Here is a 21,993-nt window from a genome sequence, read left to right on the forward strand (position 1 = left end):
CGTCCTCTATTCTTTCCTCGCCAAGGTCAAAATCAGCATCGCCGACAACCCCAAAATAACAGTGGCTCCGATCTGCTGAAGTATCCGAACATCGGAAAGGAACATCACTGTGAAGGCTATCAAAGTTGAGGTCGCGCACAAGCTCACCGCTGAACTTGTCGAATCCACTTCCTCATCATCACTCATAGCCTGAAAGAACAGGCTATAATCCACCCCAATTCCTAGGACAAGCGCCAAGGCGACCATATGAAAAATGCTGATTGATCCATAAATTGCGACCAGAATTACAGCCGTGATCACAAGCGTAGCGATTGCCGTCCGCATTATCCGTAAAGCACTCAACCAATTGCTCAAACCTTTCGCCAACAACAAAGTCGCAATTACAAATCCGACCAACAGCCACAATGACAGTTGGTTCTGCAAATTGGTTATTGCTTGCCGAATAGGTTCGAGCCTGTCCATCAGAACCGCGTTGTTGCCGCTTAGCTCAAAACTCGGGCGTGCAACATTCGTTGGTAAGTAAAGGGGGATTATTTCTCTCCACCCTTCTTCTGTTTGCGAAACCCGACGGGTCAAATGCCGTATTTCAGCATGTTCCGCGAGTTCTTCGGATGATATTCGATCAGCGTTCTGCGCCTCGAGAAATGACTCAACTTGGAAAGTTGAAAAATCGGGAGAGAGACCCGAAGCTTTAAGCGACTTCTCCACAGCGTCTTTATATGTTGCCAAATCCGGCAACCCTCCTGTTTGCGCTTCCATAAGATCCGCCAACATATCGTAACCTTGCAAACGTCCTTGTTTAACTGCGGTATCCAGAACTGGCTTGAGCGCTGCTTCAGCCGCCAACAATTCGTTCAAATTCTCCGCAGCTACGTCGATCGCGTACCGTCCTGAAGGTAGCAGAAGAAGCTCGCGCATCTCTTCGATATCGCTTTCTACATGATCTGGCGGCGCAAATAGGGAGATTTCGGCGGGGCCGGACTGAACAAAAATATACCCACAACCGAGCAGGATTATCACTGCTTCCACTATCGGCTTTCCAGGCAAGTGCCAAACAAATCGCGACAAGCGAAATACGTGCAAACGTTTAACTTCGGGCAGATTCAGAAGCGCGGCTGAAATAGCCGAAGCCATCAAACCAGACGAAATAAAGACACCGGTTTGGACAAGTGCTGGAATACCCGAACCAAGCATCGCCAGAAACGCAATGCTTGTGGTTGCAGCCCCTAAAAACACAAGGCGGATCACGCGCTGCCGTTGCCATCTCGGATGGCTGATAATGTGCATTGGATAGTCCAGCGACAAACCAATCAACGCTCCACCAAATCCTAATGCAATTACATGAACAAAACCAAAAACAGCTTGAACGACGAAAAGCCCGGTTCCAAAACCGATCGCCATCGGAATAAAGATCAAAACCACGGACACTGATCTCACAGCAAAGACTAGCCACAACACCAATAGGCCCGCCGCAACCGAGGATGCCACCGCCGAAGCCCGAGCGTTTGCATAGGCTGTCTCGGCGGCAATAAAACGAGTTCCCAGCAAAACCGCACGCGCACCGTGATCCGTCGCTAGGTTCACTATGTCCTTTGCCAACTCACGCGTTTCGTTGGCATCGAACGGGGTGTTCGCGTGGGTGACAAATATCAACGACGCCTGTTTGTTTCTAGATTGCCAAATACCATCCTCAACAAACAACATACGCTTCTTAGACTCGAACCGGGATAGGATTTCATAGTAACTGCCTGTTGGATCCAGCAACAAACGGTCGCCAATAGCGATACCTTCAGCACTATCGAAAACTGCTATTGCCTCACCAAGGCGCTGGGTCATATTTTCGGGCAGAAACGCTTCGGGCGGTGGTGGTATGATCTGAAACCTTTTGTCCCATAGCCAATCAAGAAACGTTTCACTGGGCGCTTGTGGACCCACGCTGACCCAGGCGACCCTATCGTCCTGCAATAAGGCATCAGCCAACGTTTTTGCCGACTCGCGCGAATTCGAAACCGTGTCGCTTTTCACCGCGACAATAAGATCAAGGTCCACGTCCGGCGTGATCAGGGTTTCAGAAGATGCTGAGGACAGCCCAGAAAGATCTGAGCGCACATCTACGCCTGACCAGATAATGGTCAGAATCAGGCCCAAAGACCACAGGATCAGAGCGGCAGGTTTCAATTTTCGCCGAACCGAATTGCTCGGCTTTGAGTATTGGACACAATAAAATCGATACCCAAAAGCTCAGCGCCGCACCCAACAAGAATGATCTGTTGAGTCTGTCCCGGCTGCCGAGAGATCGGAAGTTTCCAACCATCGTCTCTGATCTCAAGTGTACCAACAAGCACAGTGTCACGATGTTGTTGCCCACCCAGTACAATTGCCCTTAGTTGCCTGAGCAGAGGCTGTAATTTTTCGGGAATTGGTCTGTGTTCGTCTGTCCCATTTCGGCGCACCCTGATCCAACCCGGACCTATCTCCATCTCTTCGCGTTTGGGTACGTCTTGTCGGCGCAACACTGTTTCATCATCTTTAACCAGAAATACGCCACTGGCCTTCAGCGTGCTGCCAAATGCCTTGTGGGTAATCGCCTCGCGGTAAGGCAGAAGCTCCCCGGACAATCGAGGTTCGGCCCTCAAGGCGGCTTGCGCATTGGCAGGCGGCGGTTGCGTGCAAACGACTTCATTCGCGCCAGATATCGAAGAAATTGAACCAATTATAAGGATCGCGCCGGCAATGGCTTTCGAGAACCGCAACATATCTTTTTGCCAATTTTTGCGCATTGTACGTCCGTTCCGAGCGCGCTACGTGCGCTCCGTCATATAATTCAGAAAACTCCGCCTGATAGGAATACACTCCGTTCCAGGTCGCAAAGCTAAGAAAGATTGGCACCTCAGCTGCCATGGCGGTTAGATAAGGCGAGGTCGGCACATTGATCTCTCCGCCCAAAAACTCAACAGTTGTTGCAGCGCGGGTCGACTCATCAGGTACGCGATCGCCCAGAAAGGCAACAAACTCGCCGTTCTCTAGCGCACTGTAGACTTGAAACATTGCCATAGGTCCGTTTGCAAGCGATATGACCCTGTCGCCCAACTTGGGATTAAGCGCCTCAAGAAGGCGGGTGCTGTGTTCGGCATGTTCGGGAAACATCAGGTAACGCACAGACAACCCTGGCAGATCACGTTCTAACGCCCTTAATGCTTCGAAACTCCCGTAATGAGCGCCCAACAGAACGCCCCCTCGACCTTTAGAAACGCGTTCCTGCACAATCTCGCCCCCCCGGAGGGAAACAGAATATTCTGAGGTCCCTTGAGCCAACAAACCCACTCTTTCAAAGAACACATGGCTAAATGTAAGATTGTGGCGATGGCGTTCCCAGAAAGTAGGAGGACGGTTCAGAATCCTGCTCAGGTACATCTCGGACGCCCGAGTGGTTTCGCGGCGTCGGTCGGCGGCGAAAACCAAGGCTATTACCCAAAGTACAGGGGAACTGACTATGCGTGGCGCTCTAAGTCCCAGAAAACGCATGAAACGAAGTTGCCAGGCCGAGCCAGCCTCTTTGCTAATTGCCCATTCGGCTTGATTGTCAGTCATGAACGCGTCCAATTCGCACCCGGGCTTCGGCTATAAGATCACCACATGCAACCCAAGCGATGCGTCCTGAGTCTTTCTCTATCTTACAGTTGATTTCGAATGGAACTTCTGGAGTCAGCTGACTCAGAAATTTGACGCGGGTCAAGGCAAGTATCCTGTAGCCCTTCGATGATAGGCCTTGGGTCGCAAGCCCCAATAACACCGCGCCCGGTACTATTGGATTGCCTGGAAAATGCCCATCCAGGCAATCCGCGTCACTGGCGATGCCGCGGGGGAAGGAAAACGTTATCATACCACTCTCCCGCTAAGATCAGCATTTAGTTGAGGCAAAAAAGTACGTCGTTGCTTAGGTTCTCGACCCAACTACTGTAGCGGTTATGGATCGTGTTCTTACTAGGGTTGTACTTCATGTTTTTGGAGTCGCGGTAAGTAATATTGAATGCTTTGCCGCTGTACTGAATATCGACCGCAACGTAGTGTTTGCCCCGAACAGTCAATGTCCCAACCATTTTTCCGGCCCCATCGGGCGAAAACCGCCAACCACGTTGAGCACCGCACGTCTTGAAAGCCTGCTGCACCTGTGCAGCGGAATACTGCTTGCCTCTAGCGGCTTCAATATCTGTATAGATTGGTTGAACCGGCTTAAGCGCCCACGCCGGTGTACTTACGAGTAAGGTCGCTACCACCGCAATTCGCAAAGCATTGAAGATTGATCTCATAGTTCACTACTCCTTAGTTTATTCTTTTTTCAGCCCAATTGCCCGCAGAAGACCAGGCATACAAAGCCGGTTACTCAAGAGGAACACCGTGACCAACCCGAACAAACGCGAAAAATCTCGCATGGGGTCGAAGTGACTCGGTCGTAGAACGTAACCATCGTATCGGGCTTTTATCGGCACATAAGAAAATTCCGTGCCAAGTTTCGCTGCGTACATGAGAGCCGCGGTTTCGAACTTGAAACCATGTGTATGCTGCACTGGTATTTTCAGTCGCTGCCACATCGAACAAGGATAGGCCCGCATTCCACACTGCGCGTCCGGGATAGATCTATTACAGGCCCAGCCGATGAAGAAATTGCCGAATTTTATGCCGCGCCGACGATGGCTGGGCATGTGTTTCATATCCCCCGAACGATCGCCTAGAATGAACGCTGAGGGATCTTTACGATGTGCATTGATAAAATTAGGAATGTCTGTGGGATCATGCTGTTGATCGGCGTCCAAAACAACAACGACATCAGCCCCGATTCTTAGTGCGTAGTCCAGTCCTTCAACCAACCGCGCGCCCTTTCCAAGGTTTTCTTCATGGCGAATGACCTTGCAATCGCTGCCAGCCAAACAGCCAGACGTGTCGTCCGTGGAGCCGTCATCGATGACAATCACTTGATCAACGAACGGTACAGTCGCATCCACAACCTTCCTAACAGTAAGCGCTTCATTGTGCGCAGGGATCAGGGCAACGGTTTCAAGCATTCCGGATAGGGTTACTTTTTGGCGCTGTATTCAGAGAAGCAGCCCAAAAGCATCTTGTGTTCGGCCACCTCAAACCCCGCCCGCTTCAGGCTAGTTAGAATAGCCTCCGGATCCACCATCTGATCCATGGAGTCCCAGTAATACCGCATCAAACGATACGAATTGCGATCCCAGGTAAGCAATCCTGATGCCCACGGCAGAAGATACTTAAAATAGGCTTTAAATATCTGCCGGGAAACAATTCCGCTAGGCACAGTAACATCCATGATCAGCACCTGGCCACCGTGTCTCAGAACTCGATGAAACTCTTTGAAGCTTTCTTCGAGGCTATCCACGTGTCTCAACGCAAAACCCATCGTCAGAAAGTCGAATCTGTCACTATCAACCGGTAGCTGCTCGGCAGTGGATTGATGGTGGACAACCGGTACGGTTTTCAGCGATTCGCGGATCATCTCGCCGGATGGCTCGACACACTCCACTTGATCAGGGCTGTTGACGATGCTCAGGATAGCGCGGGCAACCTGTCCGGTTCCGGTTGCAACATCCAGAACTTGCATCTCCGGAGTAACACCGTGACGCTTCAGCGCCTCTTTTCTGTACCAATCGCCAGACCCGAACCATCCCCATTTGGCAATGAATTCATAGTGTTTTGCTGTATCGTCAAAAACGTCCCGTAGAAAAGGTTGTTTCCCATCTGCGGAGTCGTAGTAGCTTCCAACCACAATTGGTCTGTTTTCCTCAGGCAATTAGGTGCTCTCTTAGCTTGGGGTGCCGCGTCAGCAACTTGTTTTTTAGATCCTTATTGCAAGAATGGAAGGTACAAAAAAGCCCAAACCGGAATAAATTTTCAAGCCGGTCGGTCTTTCCATCCAAAGCTACACAGGATAAATCACAGCCGGAGTGCGCTTTTTGGGAATGTGGCCTAAGCGAATGATTTCTGAACAATGAGCAGCAAGACAGAATCCAACCACACCTTACCGGAAACAATCATTGCGTTTATGCGCACCCGCCTCAATGAGTTGTTCGTTTTCTTAATTAGCCTCATTTGCGGGCTTGTTATCTTAGTCTATTTGCGATGGACGAAGACACCGCGCCACGTTCGTTGGCTTCTGCGCTTCTGGTCCGCATCATTCATTTTTGGCGCTAGATACATTCTTGGTGTGAAGTACAAGCTGGAAGGCTTGGAAAATGTCCCCGACGAAACTGTTATATACATGGGCAACCACCAAACCGCTTGGGAATCGATCATGATGACCGTGCTGGTTCCGCACGTGAATATGGTGACCAAAAGCACAGCCCTTTCTATTCCAGTCTTTGGGTGGGGATTGAAACATGCACCGATGATCTACATCGACCCCGACGCTCCCGGCAAAAACATCCGTGGTCTACTGCGCGGTGGCAAAACCTCAATAGCAGAGGGCCGCAGCATTGTGATCTTTCCCGAAGGATCTCGCGTGCCTATTGGGCAAACACGCGAGTATGCACGCGGGTTTGAGACCCTCTACAAACACTGCAAGGTCAAGGTTGTCCCATTTGTAACGAACGCAGGTTTATCCTGGCCTCCGGGATATTCGATAAAATACCCCGGTGTGATCACCCTAAGGTTTCTGGCGCCAATAGATCCCGGTCTTCCACCACAGGAGTTTTCGAATAAGATCGAGCAAACCATTCGCACCGAGGCCGCGAAGCTGCTTAAAACCAAGCCTCCGACGTGCCCCCAGGTTCCGTCACAAGTCGCCTAGATTCTGCCCTTCAGCCAATACCTGCTTTTTTAGCAAGGAACTTATAGGATTCTGAAGAAATCTTACCCGTCGGTGTACGTGGAATCTCGTTTAGAATCAGGACACGCTTTGGTACAAACGCCGGATCGAAATGCTTTAGTAAATAGTTCCGGATTCGGTATTTTACTTCACTCTCGCCAACGGTTTTATCACCCGGCACAACTGCTACCGCCAACTGATCATCAGTCTCCGCTTTCATATGTAAATATGTAGCATCAGACAGGCCCGGGGCCTCGGCCAGTATAGCATTCAAGGCGGAAAGATGGTTGCGTTTTCCACGGATGCTAACAGTATCACCCTTGCGACCGAGAAGCAGGAACTGACCGTCAGATTTCAATTCGACTTCATCACCAAGTATCACTTGATCAGGTAGATGTGGTGCCTGTGCGATACAAAAATCTCCATGCTGTCGCATTTCAAAACCTGCAGCAATCGTCCAAGCAGTTTCTTTAGACGTTCGTCTGAACGCCAGTGACCCTGTCTCCGTACTGCCGTAAATCTCAAAAACGCGCAGCTTACCGCGCGCCTCAAGCCTTTCAGCCTGAGGAACAGACAACGGAGCGGTAGCGGAAAGCACGCAGCAAATCTCAGGCGTTCTCAGAATTGTTCGTTCCAAAAACCGCAAGTGCGCAGGACTTGTAACCAGTACAATCCGTGTTCGCCCCAAAGCACGGGCCGCTGCAACCGCCGCATCTAGATCAGCTGGGTAGAATATTGTTTCTCTATAGGTACAAAGTCCTTGTCCAAGGGTAGCAAAGACATTTGCCTCTAGCCCGAACATGTGACGTGGAGGTGTGGTGCCCAATAGCGCAACTTTGTCTGGCGAAGCGTCAAGGCGATCTGTAATCAGCTTGGTAACGGTCGCTCCCGCGTTCAGAATACTCCAAGTTTTTGCGACCCGGTCGGGGCGTTTGGTTGTCCCTGATGTGAATACACTAATTTCGCTTTGAGATGCCGCAAGCCGACAAAAAAATTGCCTCGTTTGAGTATCCAAATCCACTGAACTTAAATTCGCAATCGGAGCGGGATCTTCGACAGGCAGGGTAGCCCTGCTAGCATAAAACGGATCTTCCGCGCCCAACAGCGACGCTGAAACTGCTTCGGGTGCGTCTGACGGCGGTAGTACGGTAATCTGCCCATTCAGCATTGCTGCGGCCAAGGTTAGCGAGAATCTCAGCCTGTCCTGATAAAGATTGCAGACATGAGAAAACTCACCAATCCTTGGCTGAAGCGACCTTGTCGCAGAGGCAAACTGCGCGGCATTGACGGTGCCCTTCGTGGAAAAAAACATCGTGTGGTCGGAAGAGTACATATTCTTAGATCTTAAGTTTTGACCAGGTTTCGTGCCGCGTCATATGCAGCAGAGTAACCTGCCAACGTTCTGGGCGCCCATACCAAATTTGCGCGAATAAGTGCGAGGTGCAAAACCAAATAATCTGAATTGCCAAAAGAGCCCAAAGCGCATGGTTGATCACACCTCGTGCTTCTGATGAGACCATAGCAGTAACACTGAGCGCTACAGTTGTCGTGCCAAACCCCATCCATACGAAACACTGTCGCTTTAGATAGCGTATAAACATGCTCGACATCGGTGGTCCCTCATGCGCCACCTCAACGAAATGCGCCAGAAAAGAAGAACGCCCTTGAATAATTCGGTGGCTAAATACGTAAGCCACAGCTAGATTTCCGTTGGCAAGAGCTAGGTACGGCCAGAACGGGACGCTGGGATCAATCAGGACAGCAGCGGAAATAAGAGCCAATTCGATCAAGAAAACCCAACAGGCCAACCGTTTTCGATTGCATGGTCCGGCAAAGAATGAAGCAAGTCCCAAAAGGGACAGAAGACCAAAAAGCAAATTGAACAATTCTGGCGCAAGAATCCACGTCGCCAAAAAGATAGGCACCGCGACCCAGATCAGATAATTTCCCCAATCCCCTGACACACTTCACTATAGTGAGCGGTTTTCGAAAATATGCCGCGCCAATGATCTGACGTTGGCAAAAATCTCTTCATTGCGCTCGTCGTCCGAGCGCAGCTTGAACCCGTATTTTTCGCCAATTGCAAATGCGATCTCAAGAGCGTCGATAGAGTCGAGACTCAGCCCGTCTCCGAATAGAGGCGCATCGAAATCAATTTCCTGTGCTGTGATATCGTCCAGCTCCAGGGATTCTACAATTAGTTCGGCCACTTCGATCTCGAGCGTGGAAAGATCGTGAGTTACGTGCAGGGTATCCACTTCAATGCCTTTTTTCTGGGTCCCGATAGAATGAAGTTGTGTGGCGCAGCCGTCGAGAATAGTCAATGGAGCATACGTCGATGGAGCTTCAGTTCTGGCCTCTTTGCAACGGTGGAATCCACCCGTCCTTCGTCAATGCGCACAGTCAATGATCCACGCGCGTGATATAAGACAAGAAATAAGGCAGCACATGTGATTTTGCGCCAAAAATCAGGGATAGCCAGACGAAGTCAACCAGTTCTCAAAAACGCAGACGTAGCTCACTTAGCCCTGACACCAGCTTGCGCAGCGCCAAATTATCCAAACACTTGGGAAACTCGACCTCCTCGGCCATCCTGTGCGCAAGGCGGGCGCGGAACTGAATTCCGCTGACTTCTCCAAAGCTCTTGCGAGCATTTGCCAGACCGAAATATCCTGATACGGCTCGGACTATCGAACAGAAACATGATTTTTCTTCGGGAAAATTCTTGGAGCGTGGGGGCTCCATGCTCCACTGACCTGCCCCTTTTAGGCGAGGTGGGGGGGTGTTTGATGAAAGTTCTTTGCCTTGGGAATCCGAACCCGCAAAAAGGTCTGTACTTCAGCTCGAGTAAGCTTCCCGCACCATTCGGCACTACAGCCATGTGCGCCTCTTCCAGGCGTCGACCAAACTGAAAACCTTTTACCCAAGGTGACAACTAAAGCGACAAGTGATGTGTGATTAGGGGGTCTGGGGGGGTATTCTATACCCCCTTGGGTTTACACACATCACAAACATCAGTTGTCGACTAGGTTGTCAGCCTCAGCCACGATACCTCATCGCTATCCACGGTTTGTTTGATGCGCCTGCTCAGCAATAGGTCGCCGATGGCCTTATTAACCGCTTGGGATGATACATCTCGTTTGCGCATGACCTCGTCCCGAACCTCACTGCGACGTCGTCCCTCTGGAAACTCGCCCAAAATTTGAACAATGTCTGAGCGTGAACTGCCATTCTTGCGCGTGTTTTTGACAATCTCTGCCATGCGAACCTGCGCGGGGGTCATCTGCTGGAACCGTGCCGTGTCCTTGTCGAAATGCACTCGGATTGCGGCATCCTCTTTGAAGCCCCGCCCCATACGCTGGATCATGCCATATGATGTCGGGACCTTAGTCTCGGGGTCGAGGACTCGAGAGACCGTCAACAGGCCCTCCACGGTCCCAGCAATGAGGTTGGACCCTGCGACGGAAGCAAGTTGTGACCGGGCACCGACTCGCCCACTTGGGTCTTTGTTAGTGTGCGCCACCGCAATGACGGCCACCCCGGTTTGAACGCACCAGCTTTGCAGCGGTTCCAGTTTCGCAAAATCCTTGTCTTGGGCATTTCCTTCCATGGCGACGGGCGGGCCTGACATCCACCGCAGCGTATCTAGAACAACGCACCCGATGGTGGGTTCTTTGCCGCATTCCTCGGACAGGAGTTCAATCAAGTCCTCAATGCTCTCCGGCAGCGGCCCCATGTTCACATCCTTGAACCGGAAATGAACATCGCCGGTCAGGTCCATTTGCCTTAGACGTTCAACGGTCACCTGCAACCCGTTCTCGGGGGCAAAGTAGAGAACGCGCGTGGCTTTAGTGGCGTTGTTTCCCCACAGAGGCTTACCCAAACTGATGGCCTCAGCCATTTGCATCGCAACGAACGACTTGCCCGCCTTTGGGTCGCCCACGAGGTAGGTGAGGTGCGCAGAGACAAGGTTTTCGATCAATGGCTCCTGGGCGCGAACGTCCGAATTCACGAGCGCATCAATTGAGAAATCTGTGATTTCGATTTCTGATGTTTTAGTGCCGCGAGCCTCGGCCACGTACTTGGCGAAATTGGCTACTCTTTCCGGGTCAGGTGGCGTGGTCGCGCTGTTGTTTTCCCAAGCGCGTTGCAACGCTCGCTCCGGTTCGCTTCGCTGTTCCTCGACGTGGGCGCGGGCGTTCCCACTGAGTTGCATCACCACTGAGGCGTATTCATGCGGCTTAAAGCCACCGGACTTGAGATGGTAGGCGATTGAGGACAGTGCCGCACTGCGGTCGCTAATATCGTAGCCCATGGCCTTGTCGAACCTCTGATTGCCCTTCCGTAGACGGTCCACACGCTTTTTGAGCGCATCATCCGGCTCGTTCCAGCCGAAGTCATATTGTTGGGTCTTGAACTCTTTGCTCTGGGCGCGTTTGTCCAGCGTGGCGCAAACCTCACGCGGTAATGTGGCAAGCGGTAGATCCTTAACAACGCTGTACCCCTCACCGAACGCAATCCAGCCGCCAGCGCCCCGCGTATCCAGCCCTGTGACCACGTTGCTGCGGGTCCGCAAGTCCTTATACCCTTCGGGCAACTTGAAGAGGTATTGCTTACCGCCTGAGACGGTAGTGTGAATGCGCGTTTCGGTTGGGATTTGGTGTTGCTCAATCCATACCCACGGATCGGCGTCATCCTTGTAAGCGTCGGCGTCGATCACATAGAGGCCGTCGCCTGTTGGCATCCCATAACCATTGGCTCTACTCCAGTCGAATTGCTCGACATCCGTTGATGCGTCTTTGTGACCATGTTGCGTAAGCGGTTTCTTCCGCCATTTACTCGCATCCTCATCATAGAAGATCGCAATCGGGAATACCGGGCGACCTTCGCCCCGAGCCTTTTCTTTCCAGTCCATCATTAGCCCCCTTTACGCGGATGTTTGCGCAAGAACTCTCGAAGGATTCTACTTGGGTTGTGACGAAACTCTGTGACGCTGTCGGGATAGTGCACCAATTGGGCTGAGGGCACCGCTTCCTCGGCATCGCACATCGCACAATGTTCGCGGCCTAGATTGCGGAAGACCCGTTTACGCGTGTCGCAGCGATTGTAGAACGCACTCACGATCTGCAGACGGATGGTCTCATTGGTTTTCCGAGCGATGTTGGAATGAAAGTCTTCCAATCCGCATTTACTCAAAGCTTTCCTTCCCGCGCGAAAGTGAGTGGCCTCGGCGTATGCTTTAGCAATATCTTGTGGTAACATTTTCATAATCTCATATAGAGAGTGTCCAGCCTTTGGGAGGCATTTGCATCAACGGCCCGATGCACACGCAGCGGGTCGTTTTGCATTTTCCGCGGTTTCATCGCGCGGTCTCCTCATCCACTGCCGCATAGCTCAGTGTGCCGTGCAGTTTTTCGATGGGGTAATAACGGATGACCTTGCCGACCTTGATCCATTTCGGACCTACTCCAGCCGCGCGCCACCGATACAATGAGTTCGGCGCGACGCCGAGGTAATCGGCCATGTCCTGTGCGGTCCACATTTTTTGATTAGGCATGTATAGCCCCTTTCTGCGCAGTTCGCGCATTGGGGCCACCGAGAAATAAGCGAGCCTTCGAGTCGGCTCTCGTGTCATCGCTGGCTTTGAATGACTGCCGGTAGACACCGACCCAACTAGGTTAAAGTTTTTTACCTGAATTTACAACGGTAGACTTTTCGGTAGACAGGAAGTAGACGACCGCAGCTCAGGATACAGTTTTTGCGGGATTTTTCCTAATTCAACTGGTGCGGTCGAGAAGACTCGAACTTCCACGGGTGTTACCCCACAGCGACCTCAACGCTGCGCGTCTACCAATTCCGCCACGACCGCACTGCCAGTGACTTGGTAGAGGCGCGTATAGACGCTGCGCGCGGGGATGTGAAGAGGCAAAAACAAGGGTGGTTTGAATTCCGTTCGGGGCTTCATATCTAAAGCGTCAAATCCAGCCTATCGCCCATGCAGGAGCCCTAAATGACCGAAACCGATACCCGCCCCGTCGTCCAGATCGACATCGTGTCGGACGTTGTGTGTCCATGGTGCATAGTGGGCTTTCGACAACTGGATCAGGCGCTGCAGTCTCAGAACGTTCTGGCCCGCCTGCGCTGGCATCCGTTCGAGTTGAACCCCAACATGCCGCCCGAAGGACAGAACCTTCGCGAGCATATCATCGAGAAATACGGGTCAACCCCCGAGCAAAGCCAGCAATCGCGGGATCGTCTGGTGCAGATCGGGACGGAACTCGGGTTTCAGTTCAATTTCGAGGATGACAGCCGAATCGTAAACACATTCGCCGCGCATCAGTTGCTGGATTGGGCTGAAACGCAGGGGCGCCAGCATCCGCTGAAAATGGCTCTGTTCCACGCCTATTTCACCGAGCAACAGGATGTCTCGGACGTGAACGTTTTGCTGAACGCGGTCGAGGCCGCTGGTTTGGACGTTCAAGTCGCACGTGCAGCGCTGGCCTCCGGGGATCACATCGCGCCTGTGCGTGAGAAGCAGCAGTTCTGGACCAGTCGCGGAATCTCGGGCGTGCCGTCCATGGTGTTTGGTGGCAAGTACCTGCTGACCGGCGCACAAGGGGCCGAAACCTATGCACAGGTCCTGCAGCGCTGCCTGACCGAAGCCGCCTAGCCCCTTTTCCCCAGCCAACCACCATTGTAAGAGGCCCCATGGAATGGAAAATCACTGACGGGCTGACTGACTATCAGGATGCCGTGGTCTTTATGGAAGATCGCGTCGTCGCTATTGCTGCGGGCGAGGCCGAGGAATGCGTGTGGCTGCTGGAGCATCCGCCGCTTTACACCGCAGGCACTTCTGCCCGTATCGAGGATCTGGTCGACCCGGATCGATTTCCTGTCCACCAGACCAAACGCGGCGGCGAATACACCTATCACGGCCCCGGTCAGCGCGTGGCTTATGTGATGCTGGATCTGAACAAGCGTGGCAAGGATGTTCGGCGCTTTGTCAAGCAGCTGGAAAACTGGGTGATTGCGGCACTGGCAGAGTTCAACGTGCGCGGTGAAATCCGCGACGGGCGCGTCGGTGTCTGGGTGCAGCGCGACGACAAACCCCTGACAGCCACAGGTCATCCAGCCGAAGACAAGGTTGCCGCGATCGGGTTACGCCTGCGCAAGTGGGTCAGCTTTCACGGTATCTCAATCAATGTCGAACCTGATCTGGAGCATTTTTCAGGCATCGTGCCTTGCGGTATCTTAGACCATGGCGTGACATCCCTGGTCGATCTTGGCCTGCCTGTGACAATGGCCGATGTGGACACTGCGCTGCAAAAGACCTTTACGGAAATCTTCGCGACCGAACGGGTTTGAGGCGTCAGTATCGAATCGACAGAATTCGCCGCAGGCCTCAACAATCCAAGCATCTCAACCCGTTCTGTTTCCGGGCAAAGCGTTTTTCGAGGGCAAATTCCAGGCCAGTTAAGGAAAATTAACGGTAAATCCGCTCAATTCGATACACCGCAGCCGCAACCGGGTAAGATGGTTTCACCGTTCTAGAGTGAGTGGTGTGTTCATCCGATCATCGAGGGTCCGCCCTCGGATACGGACAAGTTCTTGGTAACGAGTCTGCCGTTCCGACCCCAAATCGGAACGGCAATTCTTTTTCTCGCTCTGGCCCGATCAGGCCAAAGACGCTTTGATCTTTTCGGCATGTTGGGCGATCAGTTCGAAATCACCCATCGTCCCCGGTGCCCGCACCGAAACGCCTTCATGGCGCGGCAGGACGTGGAAATGCAAATGGAATACCTCCTGCCCGCCAGCGGGCTCGTTGAACTGCTGAACGGTTACTCCGTCTGCATCAAACGCCGCCATCACGGCATGCGACATCTTCTGAACCGTCGCGATCACCGCGGCCAGTTGCTCGGGCGTGGCGTCCAGCAAGTTGCGGCACGGAGTTTTCGGGATCACCAGAAGATGCCCGTCCGAGCGGGGCATGATATCCATGAACGCCAAAGTGTCATCGTCCTCGTAGACGCGGGTCGAGGGGATTTCGCCGCGCAGGATCTTGGCGAAGATGTTGTCGGTGTCATAGGCGGTCATGTCTGGTCTCCAAATGCGGGGTTGCGTTTAGTTCTGAGGCGCGCCCCGGCGCGGGTCAAGCCGCGATTTGCTCCCGATTGCGCGACACTTGAATATTCGCCACCGATGCCCAAATAGCGGCTGTTCATGGTCGAAAAATCGCAGGCGCCTCGGGGACCCGCGACAATTATTCTTGATCCAGATCAAACTCGGCCATTGAAGGTGCCTCTTTCGCATTCTAAAACCAGCAGGAATCCCGCGCGTCGGAGAGGTCCGGCTGCGCGGTCGAATTGCAACAGGAGGCACCTAATGGCAGACGCAGCCATTCATGGTCACGATCATGAAGACGAGCGCAGCTTTTTTCAGCGCTGGTTCATGTCGACCAACCACAAGGACATCGGGATTCTCTACCTGATCTTCTCGGCGCTGGCCGGGTTCATCTCGGTGGCGATGACCGTCTACATGCGGCTCGAACTGATGCACCCCGGTGTGCAGTACATGTGCCTCGAAGGGTTCATGGCCGACCCGTGTACCCCTAACGGGCACCTTTGGAACGTTATGATCACTTATCATGGTGTTCTGATGATGTTCTTCGTGGTCATCCCGGCCCTGTTCGGCGGATTTGGCAACTATTTCATGCCGTTGCAGATCGGCGCGCCTGATATGGCGTTCCCGCGGATGAACAACCTGTCCTTCTGGCTGTACGTCGCTGGTACGTCGCTGGGTGTGGCTTCGCTGCTCAGCCCCGGTGGCAATGACCAGCTTGGTTCAGGTGTTGGCTGGGTTCTGTATCCGCCGCTGTCCACGACCGAGGGCGGCATGTCCATGGACCTTGCGATCTTTGCCGTGCACGTATCGGGCGCCTCCTCGATCCTCGGCGCGATCAACATGATCACCACCTTTCTGAACATGCGTGCCCCGGGCATGACCCTGTTCAAGGTGCCGTTGTTCAGCTGGTCGATCTTCGTCACCTCGTGGCTGATTCTGCTGTCGCTGCCGGTTCTGGCAGGCGCGATCACCATGCTGCTGATGGACCGCAACTTTGGCTTCACCTTCTTTGACCCGGCCGGTGGCGGCGATCCGATCCTGTATCAGCACATCCTGTGGTTCTTCGGTCACCCGGAAGTGTATATCGTGATCCTGCCCGGTTTCGGCATCATCAGCCACGTGATCGCCACCTTCTCGCGCAAACCGATCTTCGGCTACCTGCCGATGGTTTGGGCGATCATCGCAATCGGTGTGCTGGGCTTTGTTGTGTGGGCGCACCACATGTACACCGTCGGCATGTCGCTGCGTCAGCAAGCCTACTTCATGCTGGCAACGATGGTCATCGCGGTTCCAACCGGCGTTAAGGTTTTCTCGTGGATTGCGACCATGTGGGGCGGTTCCATCGAGTTCAAAACTCCGATGCTCTTCGCGTTCGGCTTCCTGTTCCTGTTCACGGTTGGTGGTGTGACCGGTGTGGTTCTGTCGCAGGCTGGCGTCGACCGCGCCTATCACGACACCTACTACGTGGTTGCGCACTTCCACTATGTGATGAGCTTGGGTGCAGTCTTTGCGATCTTCGCCGGCGTTTACTTCTACTTCTCGAAGATGACGGGCCGTCAGTATTCCGAATTCTGGGGCAAGATCCACTTCTGGATGTTCTTCATCGGCGCAAACCTGACCTTCTTCCCGCAGCACTTCCTTGGCCGTCAGGGCATGCCGCGCCGCTATATCGACTACCCCGAGGCATTCGCCCAGTGGAACTTTGTGTCGTCGATCGGTGCCTTCGTTTCCTTCGCCTCGTTCCTGTTGTTCTTCGGCATCGTGATCTACGCCCTGATGCGCGGCGCGAAAGAGACCCGTCCGAACCCGTGGAACGAATACGCGGATACGTTGGAATGGACCCTGCCCTCGCCGCCGCCCGAGCACACGTTCGAGCAGCTGCCCAAGCAGGAAGACTGGGACAAGGGCCACGCCCACTAATCCCGACCTGAACACAAAAAAACCCCGCCCAACTGGCGGGGTTTTTCTTTGCCTCTTAGGCACACAAATTTGCCTTCGATCCAATCGACACCGGCCAGAAAAACGCTAGAATATCCTTATGCCCTATAGCTGGACACAAAGATCGGACACGGAACAGGAACTGAGGTTGTGGCCCCATAACTCGCTGCCGCCCCGCTGGGCTGTGCGAGTGGTACTAGCGGTGTTTCTGTTTGGCCTGATCCCGCTTATGGCGGTGCTCGGGTCCCCCCTTTTGTGGGGGCTGCTGCCGTTCCTGTTGATCTCGGTCCTTGGACTATGGCTTGCGATACAGGCCAACTACCGCGCCCGCAGTGTGTTCGAGGTTCTGACACTTACCAAGGTGCAAGCTCGGTTGGTGCACCACAACCCTAGGCACGGCAAACAGGAGTGGAGCTGCAACCGCTATTGGGCCCGCCCCGAAATGCACAAGCATGGCGGACCCGTACCCAACTATGTCACCCTCATCGGTGACGGGCGCGAGGTTGAGATTGGCGCGTTTCTGACCGAAGAAGAACGGATCGCCCTATACGACGATCTGAATCTAAAACTGCGCGACCCGGTCGCGCAGTAGATGCGGAGTTAGGATGCTATTTTGGTCAGCACCCGCCGCTGGCCACAGCGCAGAGCTGATCCTTGACCATTGGACCGACCTTGCCGAAATCCATCTGACCGGTATAGCGCGTCTTCAACTCGCCCATGACTTTGCCCATATCGCGGATCGAGCCTGCCCCTGTAGTAGTAATCGCGGTCTGGATCGCTTGCGAGACCTCGTCCTCGTCCAACTGCTTGGGCAGGAATTCCTCGATTACCTCGACTTCGCGCAGTTCACGCTCGGCCAGGTCCAGCCGTCCGCCCTCTTCATAGGCGCGGGCGCTTTCCTTGCGCTGCTTGGTCATTTTGCCAAGGATTTCAAGCACCTCGGAATCGCCGCATCCCTTGGCCTCTTCATTGTCCGAAGCGCGCGAGGCGATGTCGCGATCCTTGATCGCAGCGTTGATCAACCGCAGCGTCGACAGACGCTCGGCCTCCTTGTCTTTCATTGCTTGCTTCAGGGCAGAGTTCACCCGTGATCGCATATCCATATGATCTGTCCATCCCCATGGAAAAGGAACCCCGACCATATCGAAACAAAAAGCGTGACACAACAGGGGTCAACAACAGTTAAGTTATTGATTTATTTACATAGCCCAAAAATTGAACAGGCTTGACCCAAACGCGTAACCCCCTTAGGTATGCGCCGGTTTACCTTGCAGGAGAGTCGCGCCATGGCCCAGAACACCCCGTCCAAGCCCACCGCATGTCTGGCATTGGCCGACGGAACCCTGTTCTACGGGATCGGCTTTGGCGCCACCGGCCAAACTGTTGCCGAGCTGTGTTTCAACACCGCCATGACCGGCTATCAAGAGATCATGACCGACCCCTCTTATGCCGGTCAGATCGTAACCTTCACCTTCCCGCATATTGGCAATGTCGGCGTAAACCCCGAGGATGACGAAACCGGCGACCCCGTCGCGGCGGGCATGGTGGTCAAGTGGGACCCGACCGAGCCCTCCAACTGGCGCTCGGCCGAAGAACTGAAGACATGGCTTGCACGCCGTGGCCGTATTGCCATCGGTGGCGTCGACACCCGCCGCCTGACCCGCGCCATCCGCCAACAAGGCGCACCCCATGTAGCGCTGGCCCATGACCCCGAAGGGAATTTCGACATCGAAGCGTTAGTCGCTGCCGCGCGCGGCTTTGCCGGGTTGGAGGGAATGGATTTGGCCAAGGACGTCACTTGCGCACAAAGCTATCGCTGGGATGAAATGCGTTGGGCCTGGCCGGACGGGTACACACGCCAGGAAGCACCGGTGCACAAGGTTGTCGCCATCGACTACGGCGCAAAGCGGAACATTCTGCGGTGCCTGGCCTCGTCGGGCTGTGACGTAACCGTCCTCCCTGCCACTGCAACAGCTGCCGAAGTGCTGGCCCATAACCCTGACGGCGTGTTTCTGTCCAACGGCCCCGGCGACCCGGCGGCAACCGGCGAATATGCCGTTCCGATGATCAAAGAAGTTCTTGACACTACCGACTTGCCCGTTTTCGGCATTTGTCTGGGCCACCAGATGCTGGCGCTGGCCCTGGGCGGTCAGACGGTCAAGATGAACCACGGCCACCACGGCGCGAACCACCCCGTCAAGGATCTGGAGACCGGCAAGGTCGAGATCACCTCGATGAACCACGGGTTTGCAGTGGATGCGCAGTCCTTGCCCGAAGGCGTGGTCGAAACCCACCGCTCGCTGTTTGACGGGTCGAACTGTGGTATCCGCATGTCCGACCGGCCTGTCTATTCGGTGCAATACCACCCCGAAGCGTCACCCGGCCCGCAGGACAGTTTCTACTTGTTTGAACGTTTCGCGCAGGCGATGGCCGCGCAAAAAGCACAGGCATAACACAAGCGAATCAAGGTTAACCGCTTGTTAACCTTAATGGATGAACCCTGACACCGGCCAAACGTGTCAGGGTTTTTTCGTGGTTGAACTGAACTTACAACATTTCGCACGCGCCGCGCCCATTCCGACGCGGGTCAGGCGGCCTCTGGGCACGTGTCTGCGCGACCGGGGCCTGATCACGCCGGATCAGTTAGAAAAAGCACTGCACCTTCAAGCGCGACAACAGGCACCGCTGGGTGAGATTCTGGTGACCGAGGGCTGGGTCAGCCGCGACGACGTTTTGCGCGCCTTAGCGGATCAAACCGGATTGCAGGTGGCGAACCTGTCCGAGACACCGGCGCAGGATGGGCTCTGCCAGATCAAACCCATCGAATTCTGGTTGCAACACAATGTCATCCCCTGGAAACAGAGTGGTCCAATCCTGCTGATTGCCACCGCACGCCCTGACCGTTTCGACGCAATCCGCGATGCGATGCAGGATCAGGATTGCGCCATTGTGCCGGTGCTGTGTTCCTCCGGCGCGATTGACCAGGAAATCGCCCGCATTTACGCGCAGGACCTGGCTGAAAAGGCGGAAACCCGCGTGTCCGAGGATCAAAGCTGCCGGTCCTGGAGCTTGCGGGCCCGCACCGGCACAACGGTGATGCTGTTGACCCTGATGACTGGCTTTCTGGTCTGCCCGACACTGGGGCTATCAGTCCTTGTCGGCGCGGCTGTCGGGTCACTGGTTTTGTTTCTATGCCTTCGGCTGGCCGGGTTGTTGGCCTATTTCAAGCCCGTCCCGCAGCCACCGCGCTTACCGAAGGGCAAGCTGGATCGCCTGCCCTGCGTGTCGATCATGGTGCCCCTCTACAAGGAACGCGAAATCGCGGATGCTCTGATCCGCCGTCTGCACCGCCTGACCTATCCCAAAGCCTTGCTGGACATCATTCTGGTGCTTGAGCAGTCTGACGACGTCACACGCGAAACGCTGTCTCGAGTCGATCTACCAAGCTGGATCAGAACGATCGAGGTGCCCGCCCTGAACGGCCTGACCACTAAACCCCGAGCGATGAACTATGCGCTGGACTTTTGCCGGGGCGACATTCTAGGCGTCTGGGACGCTGAGGACGCGCCACAACCCGACCAGATCGAGCGGGTCGTGCGCCAGTTTGCGCAGGCTGATGACAATGTGGTGTGCCTGCAAGGTGTCTTGGACTACTACAACCCGCGCACCAACTGGCGTTCGCGCTGCTTTACCATCGAATATAACAGTTGGTTCCGGGTCATCCTGCAAGGCATCGCGCGCATGGGCCTTGTAGTGCCATTGGGCGGCACAACCTTCTTCTTCCGCCGCGATAAGCTTTTGGAACTGGGCGGCTGGGACGCCCACAACGTCACCGAGGATGCCGACCTTGGTGTCCGTCTTAGCCGCGCCGGATACCGGACCGAGATGGTCGATACAACCACCTATGAAGAGGCCAATTTCCGCACCTGGCCCTGGGTGAAGCAACGCTCACGCTGGCTCAAGGGGTTCATGGTCACATATCTGGTGCACATGCGGTCGCCCCTGCGCCTGCTGGCCGAACTGGGCCCGCTGCGATTTCTGGGCGTGCAAGCGTTTTTCCTCGGCACGGTCGGGCAGTTCTTGCTGGCCCCTGCCTTGTGGCTGTTCTGGCTTACAACCCTGGGCCTGACCAGCCCGCTGGATCAGGTCATGCCCGGCGACATCCAGATAGGTCTGATTTACCTGTTCATCACAGCCGAGATCATCAACCTGATTACCGGAATGCTCGCCGTCGCCGCGCGTGAGAGGCGGTTTCTAATGCCCTGGGTCCCGACCATGCCACTATATTTCCCTTTGGGCGTTCTGGCGGCATATAAGGCGCTGTGGGAACTGGTGATCAATCCATTCTTCTGGGACAAGACCCAGCATGGTCAGGCCCATGAAGAAACCGCGCCCTGATCAGGATTCGCGCCGAACAGCATCCTGTTTCAGCCGTGTCATGAAGGCGACCGAGATATGCTCCTTCAACGCGCGAGCCGCGGCCTCTTCATCGCGCGTAGCGATGGCGTCGACGATGCTCTTGTGTTCGTTCTGAGCGATCTCTCCCCGTCCCTGCACAGCCAGCGAGGTGGTCGCCATCAGCGCCATGGTGCGGTGCACAAGGTCCAGTTGCTGCACCAGATAGCGATTGTGCGACGCCAGATGGATCTGTTCGTGAAAACGTCGATTGGCACGCGACAGCGCGGTCGGGTCATCGACCAGCGCATCGTCAGCAGCGACCATATCCTGCAGCACCTTGATCTCTTCCTCGGTGGCGTGTTTTGCCGCCAGACTGGCTGCCAGCCCCTCCAACTCGCGCCGTACCACGTACAGCTCGGCCATCTGGTTGTGGTCCAGCGAGGCCACAATCAGAGACCGCCCGTCCCGCTCAAGCAGCGATTGCGTCTCAAGTCGTTGCAACGCCTCGCGGATGGGCGTGCGAGATACGCCGAAACGCTCTGCCAGCTCGCTTTCGACCAAACGGTCGCCGGGTTTATACACACCCACGTCTATCGCTTCGAGTATCAGGCTGTAGGCGTCCCTGTTGGACTGTTTGGACTGGGGCATGGGGTGGTTCGTCTCCTCGTTCGAACCTGTCTATCCGTCACCGCCCCTTCGGATCAAGTGTGGCA

At 54.6% G+C, this 21,993-nt stretch carries 23 protein-coding genes and 1 tRNA gene; 7 read left to right on the forward strand and 17 right to left on the reverse strand.

Going from position 1 to position 21,993, the window contains the following annotated elements; all coding sequences use genetic code 11:
- Nucleotides 1–6: 6 nt before the first annotated feature.
- The 7 genes from ACR0CA_RS05685 to ACR0CA_RS05715 are packed head-to-tail and all read right to left on the reverse strand — an operon-like array spanning nt 7 to nt 5,809.
- Nucleotides 7–2,148: an MMPL family transporter gene (locus tag ACR0CA_RS05685; RefSeq protein ID WP_480897712.1), complete on the reverse strand. Its 2,142-nt coding sequence runs from the start codon at nt 2,146–2,148 to the stop codon at nt 7–9.
- Between the two features lie 26 nt (nt 2,149–2,174).
- Nucleotides 2,175–2,756, reverse strand: coding sequence for a hypothetical protein (locus tag ACR0CA_RS05690; RefSeq protein ID WP_480897714.1), 582 nt, complete (start codon nt 2,754–2,756; stop codon nt 2,175–2,177).
- Nucleotides 2,680–3,591 carry an LpxL/LpxP family acyltransferase gene (locus ACR0CA_RS05695; RefSeq protein ID WP_480897715.1) on the reverse strand — a complete coding sequence of 304 codons (912 nt, stop codon included), beginning with the start codon at nt 3,589–3,591 and terminating at the stop codon, nt 2,680–2,682. The genes ACR0CA_RS05690 and ACR0CA_RS05695 overlap by 77 nt, the downstream gene beginning before the upstream one ends.
- Nucleotides 3,584–3,883 carry an ApeI family dehydratase gene (locus ACR0CA_RS05700; RefSeq protein ID WP_480897716.1) on the reverse strand — a complete coding sequence of 100 codons (300 nt, stop codon included), beginning with the start codon at nt 3,881–3,883 and terminating at the stop codon, nt 3,584–3,586. Before ACR0CA_RS05700 ends, ACR0CA_RS05695 begins: the two co-directional genes overlap by 8 nt.
- A gap of 25 nt (nt 3,884–3,908) precedes the next feature.
- Entirely contained in the window at nt 3,909–4,310 is a 402-nt protein-coding gene (locus tag ACR0CA_RS05705; RefSeq protein WP_480897717.1) for a hypothetical protein, read from the reverse strand.
- 18 nt (nt 4,311–4,328) lie between these two features.
- Nucleotides 4,329–5,063 carry a glycosyltransferase family 2 protein gene (locus tag ACR0CA_RS05710; protein WP_480897719.1) on the reverse strand — a complete coding sequence of 245 codons (735 nt, stop codon included), beginning with the start codon at nt 5,061–5,063 and terminating at the stop codon, nt 4,329–4,331.
- Nucleotides 5,064–5,074: 11 nt separating this feature from the next.
- On the reverse strand, nt 5,075–5,809 hold the full coding sequence (locus tag ACR0CA_RS05715) for a class I SAM-dependent methyltransferase (RefSeq protein ID WP_480897721.1): 735 nt from the start codon (nt 5,807–5,809) through the stop codon (nt 5,075–5,077).
- A gap of 198 nt (nt 5,810–6,007) precedes the next feature.
- Here ACR0CA_RS05715 and ACR0CA_RS05720 point away from each other — a divergent pair, with 198 nt between their 5' ends.
- Nucleotides 6,008–6,805: a lysophospholipid acyltransferase family protein gene (locus ACR0CA_RS05720; protein WP_480897723.1), complete on the forward strand. Its 798-nt coding sequence runs from the start codon at nt 6,008–6,010 to the stop codon at nt 6,803–6,805.
- Nucleotides 6,806–6,815: 10 nt separating this feature from the next.
- Here the strand turns inward: ACR0CA_RS05720 and ACR0CA_RS05725 are convergent, their stop codons facing one another.
- The 7 genes from ACR0CA_RS05725 to ACR0CA_RS05755 all read right to left on the reverse strand — a co-directional run bounded on the left by ACR0CA_RS05725 (nt 6,816) and on the right by ACR0CA_RS05755 (nt 12,692).
- Nucleotides 6,816–8,156: an AMP-binding protein gene (locus ACR0CA_RS05725; RefSeq protein ID WP_480897724.1), complete on the reverse strand. Its 1,341-nt coding sequence runs from the start codon at nt 8,154–8,156 to the stop codon at nt 6,816–6,818.
- 4 nt (nt 8,157–8,160) lie between these two features.
- Nucleotides 8,161–8,787, reverse strand: coding sequence for a hypothetical protein (locus tag ACR0CA_RS05730; protein ID WP_480897726.1), 627 nt, complete (start codon nt 8,785–8,787; stop codon nt 8,161–8,163).
- Between the two features lie 6 nt (nt 8,788–8,793).
- Nucleotides 8,794–9,147 carry a phosphopantetheine-binding protein gene (locus tag ACR0CA_RS05735; protein WP_480897727.1) on the reverse strand — a complete coding sequence of 118 codons (354 nt, stop codon included), beginning with the start codon at nt 9,145–9,147 and terminating at the stop codon, nt 8,794–8,796.
- 701 nt (nt 9,148–9,848) lie between these two features.
- A complete protein-coding gene (locus ACR0CA_RS05740; protein WP_480897729.1) occupies nt 9,849–11,738 on the reverse strand; it encodes an AAA family ATPase in 1,890 nt (629 codons plus the stop codon).
- A 2-nt stretch (nt 11,739–11,740) separates the two neighbouring features.
- Nucleotides 11,741–12,085 (reverse strand): hypothetical protein, encoded by a 345-nt coding sequence (locus ACR0CA_RS05745; protein WP_480897731.1) that lies wholly within the window; start codon nt 12,083–12,085, stop codon nt 11,741–11,743.
- Nucleotides 12,086–12,182: 97 nt separating this feature from the next.
- Nucleotides 12,183–12,380 carry a helix-turn-helix transcriptional regulator gene (locus ACR0CA_RS05750; protein ID WP_480897733.1) on the reverse strand — a complete coding sequence of 66 codons (198 nt, stop codon included), beginning with the start codon at nt 12,378–12,380 and terminating at the stop codon, nt 12,183–12,185.
- A gap of 225 nt (nt 12,381–12,605) precedes the next feature.
- A tRNA-Leu gene (locus ACR0CA_RS05755) sits at nt 12,606–12,692 on the reverse strand.
- A gap of 141 nt (nt 12,693–12,833) precedes the next feature.
- On the opposite strand from ACR0CA_RS05755, the gene ACR0CA_RS05760 reads away from it, so the two are divergent.
- Nucleotides 12,834–13,493 (forward strand): DsbA family oxidoreductase, encoded by a 660-nt coding sequence (locus ACR0CA_RS05760; protein WP_480897734.1) that lies wholly within the window; start codon nt 12,834–12,836, stop codon nt 13,491–13,493.
- A gap of 38 nt (nt 13,494–13,531) precedes the next feature.
- Nucleotides 13,532–14,188 (forward strand): lipoyl(octanoyl) transferase LipB, encoded by a 657-nt coding sequence (lipB, locus tag ACR0CA_RS05765; protein WP_480897736.1) that lies wholly within the window; start codon nt 13,532–13,534, stop codon nt 14,186–14,188.
- Nucleotides 14,189–14,497: 309 nt separating this feature from the next.
- On the opposite strand, the gene ACR0CA_RS05770 is transcribed toward lipB, so the two are convergent.
- Entirely contained in the window at nt 14,498–14,917 is a 420-nt protein-coding gene (locus ACR0CA_RS05770; protein WP_480897738.1) for an HIT family protein, read from the reverse strand.
- A 288-nt stretch (nt 14,918–15,205) separates the two neighbouring features.
- Here ACR0CA_RS05770 and ctaD point away from each other — a divergent pair, with 288 nt between their 5' ends.
- Both ctaD and ACR0CA_RS05780 read left to right on the forward strand, forming a co-directional pair.
- Nucleotides 15,206–16,864, forward strand: a complete 1,659-nt coding sequence (gene ctaD, locus ACR0CA_RS05775) for a cytochrome c oxidase subunit I (protein ID WP_170788481.1) — start codon at nt 15,206–15,208, stop codon at nt 16,862–16,864.
- Between the two features lie 118 nt (nt 16,865–16,982).
- Nucleotides 16,983–17,474: a DUF2244 domain-containing protein gene (locus tag ACR0CA_RS05780; RefSeq protein WP_170788480.1), complete on the forward strand. Its 492-nt coding sequence runs from the start codon at nt 16,983–16,985 to the stop codon at nt 17,472–17,474.
- Between the two features lie 25 nt (nt 17,475–17,499).
- Here ACR0CA_RS05780 and ACR0CA_RS05785 read toward each other — a convergent pair whose 3' ends face one another.
- Nucleotides 17,500–17,985, reverse strand: a complete 486-nt coding sequence (locus ACR0CA_RS05785; protein ID WP_480897741.1) for a GatB/YqeY domain-containing protein — start codon at nt 17,983–17,985, stop codon at nt 17,500–17,502.
- A gap of 183 nt (nt 17,986–18,168) precedes the next feature.
- Between ACR0CA_RS05785 and carA the strand changes: the two genes are divergently transcribed.
- Together carA and ACR0CA_RS05795 are read left to right on the forward strand one after the other, a co-directional pair.
- Entirely contained in the window at nt 18,169–19,335 is a 1,167-nt protein-coding gene (carA, locus tag ACR0CA_RS05790; RefSeq protein WP_480856642.1) for a glutamine-hydrolyzing carbamoyl-phosphate synthase small subunit, read from the forward strand.
- 79 nt (nt 19,336–19,414) lie between these two features.
- Nucleotides 19,415–21,280 (forward strand): glycosyltransferase, encoded by a 1,866-nt coding sequence (locus ACR0CA_RS05795; RefSeq protein ID WP_480897743.1) that lies wholly within the window; start codon nt 19,415–19,417, stop codon nt 21,278–21,280.
- On the opposite strand, the gene ACR0CA_RS05800 is transcribed toward ACR0CA_RS05795, so the two are convergent.
- Nucleotides 21,281–21,928 carry a GntR family transcriptional regulator gene (locus tag ACR0CA_RS05800; protein WP_170769421.1) on the reverse strand — a complete coding sequence of 216 codons (648 nt, stop codon included), beginning with the start codon at nt 21,926–21,928 and terminating at the stop codon, nt 21,281–21,283.
- Nucleotides 21,929–21,993 lie beyond the last annotated feature (65 nt).

The organism is Ruegeria sp. F12 (genome assembly GCF_056533885.1).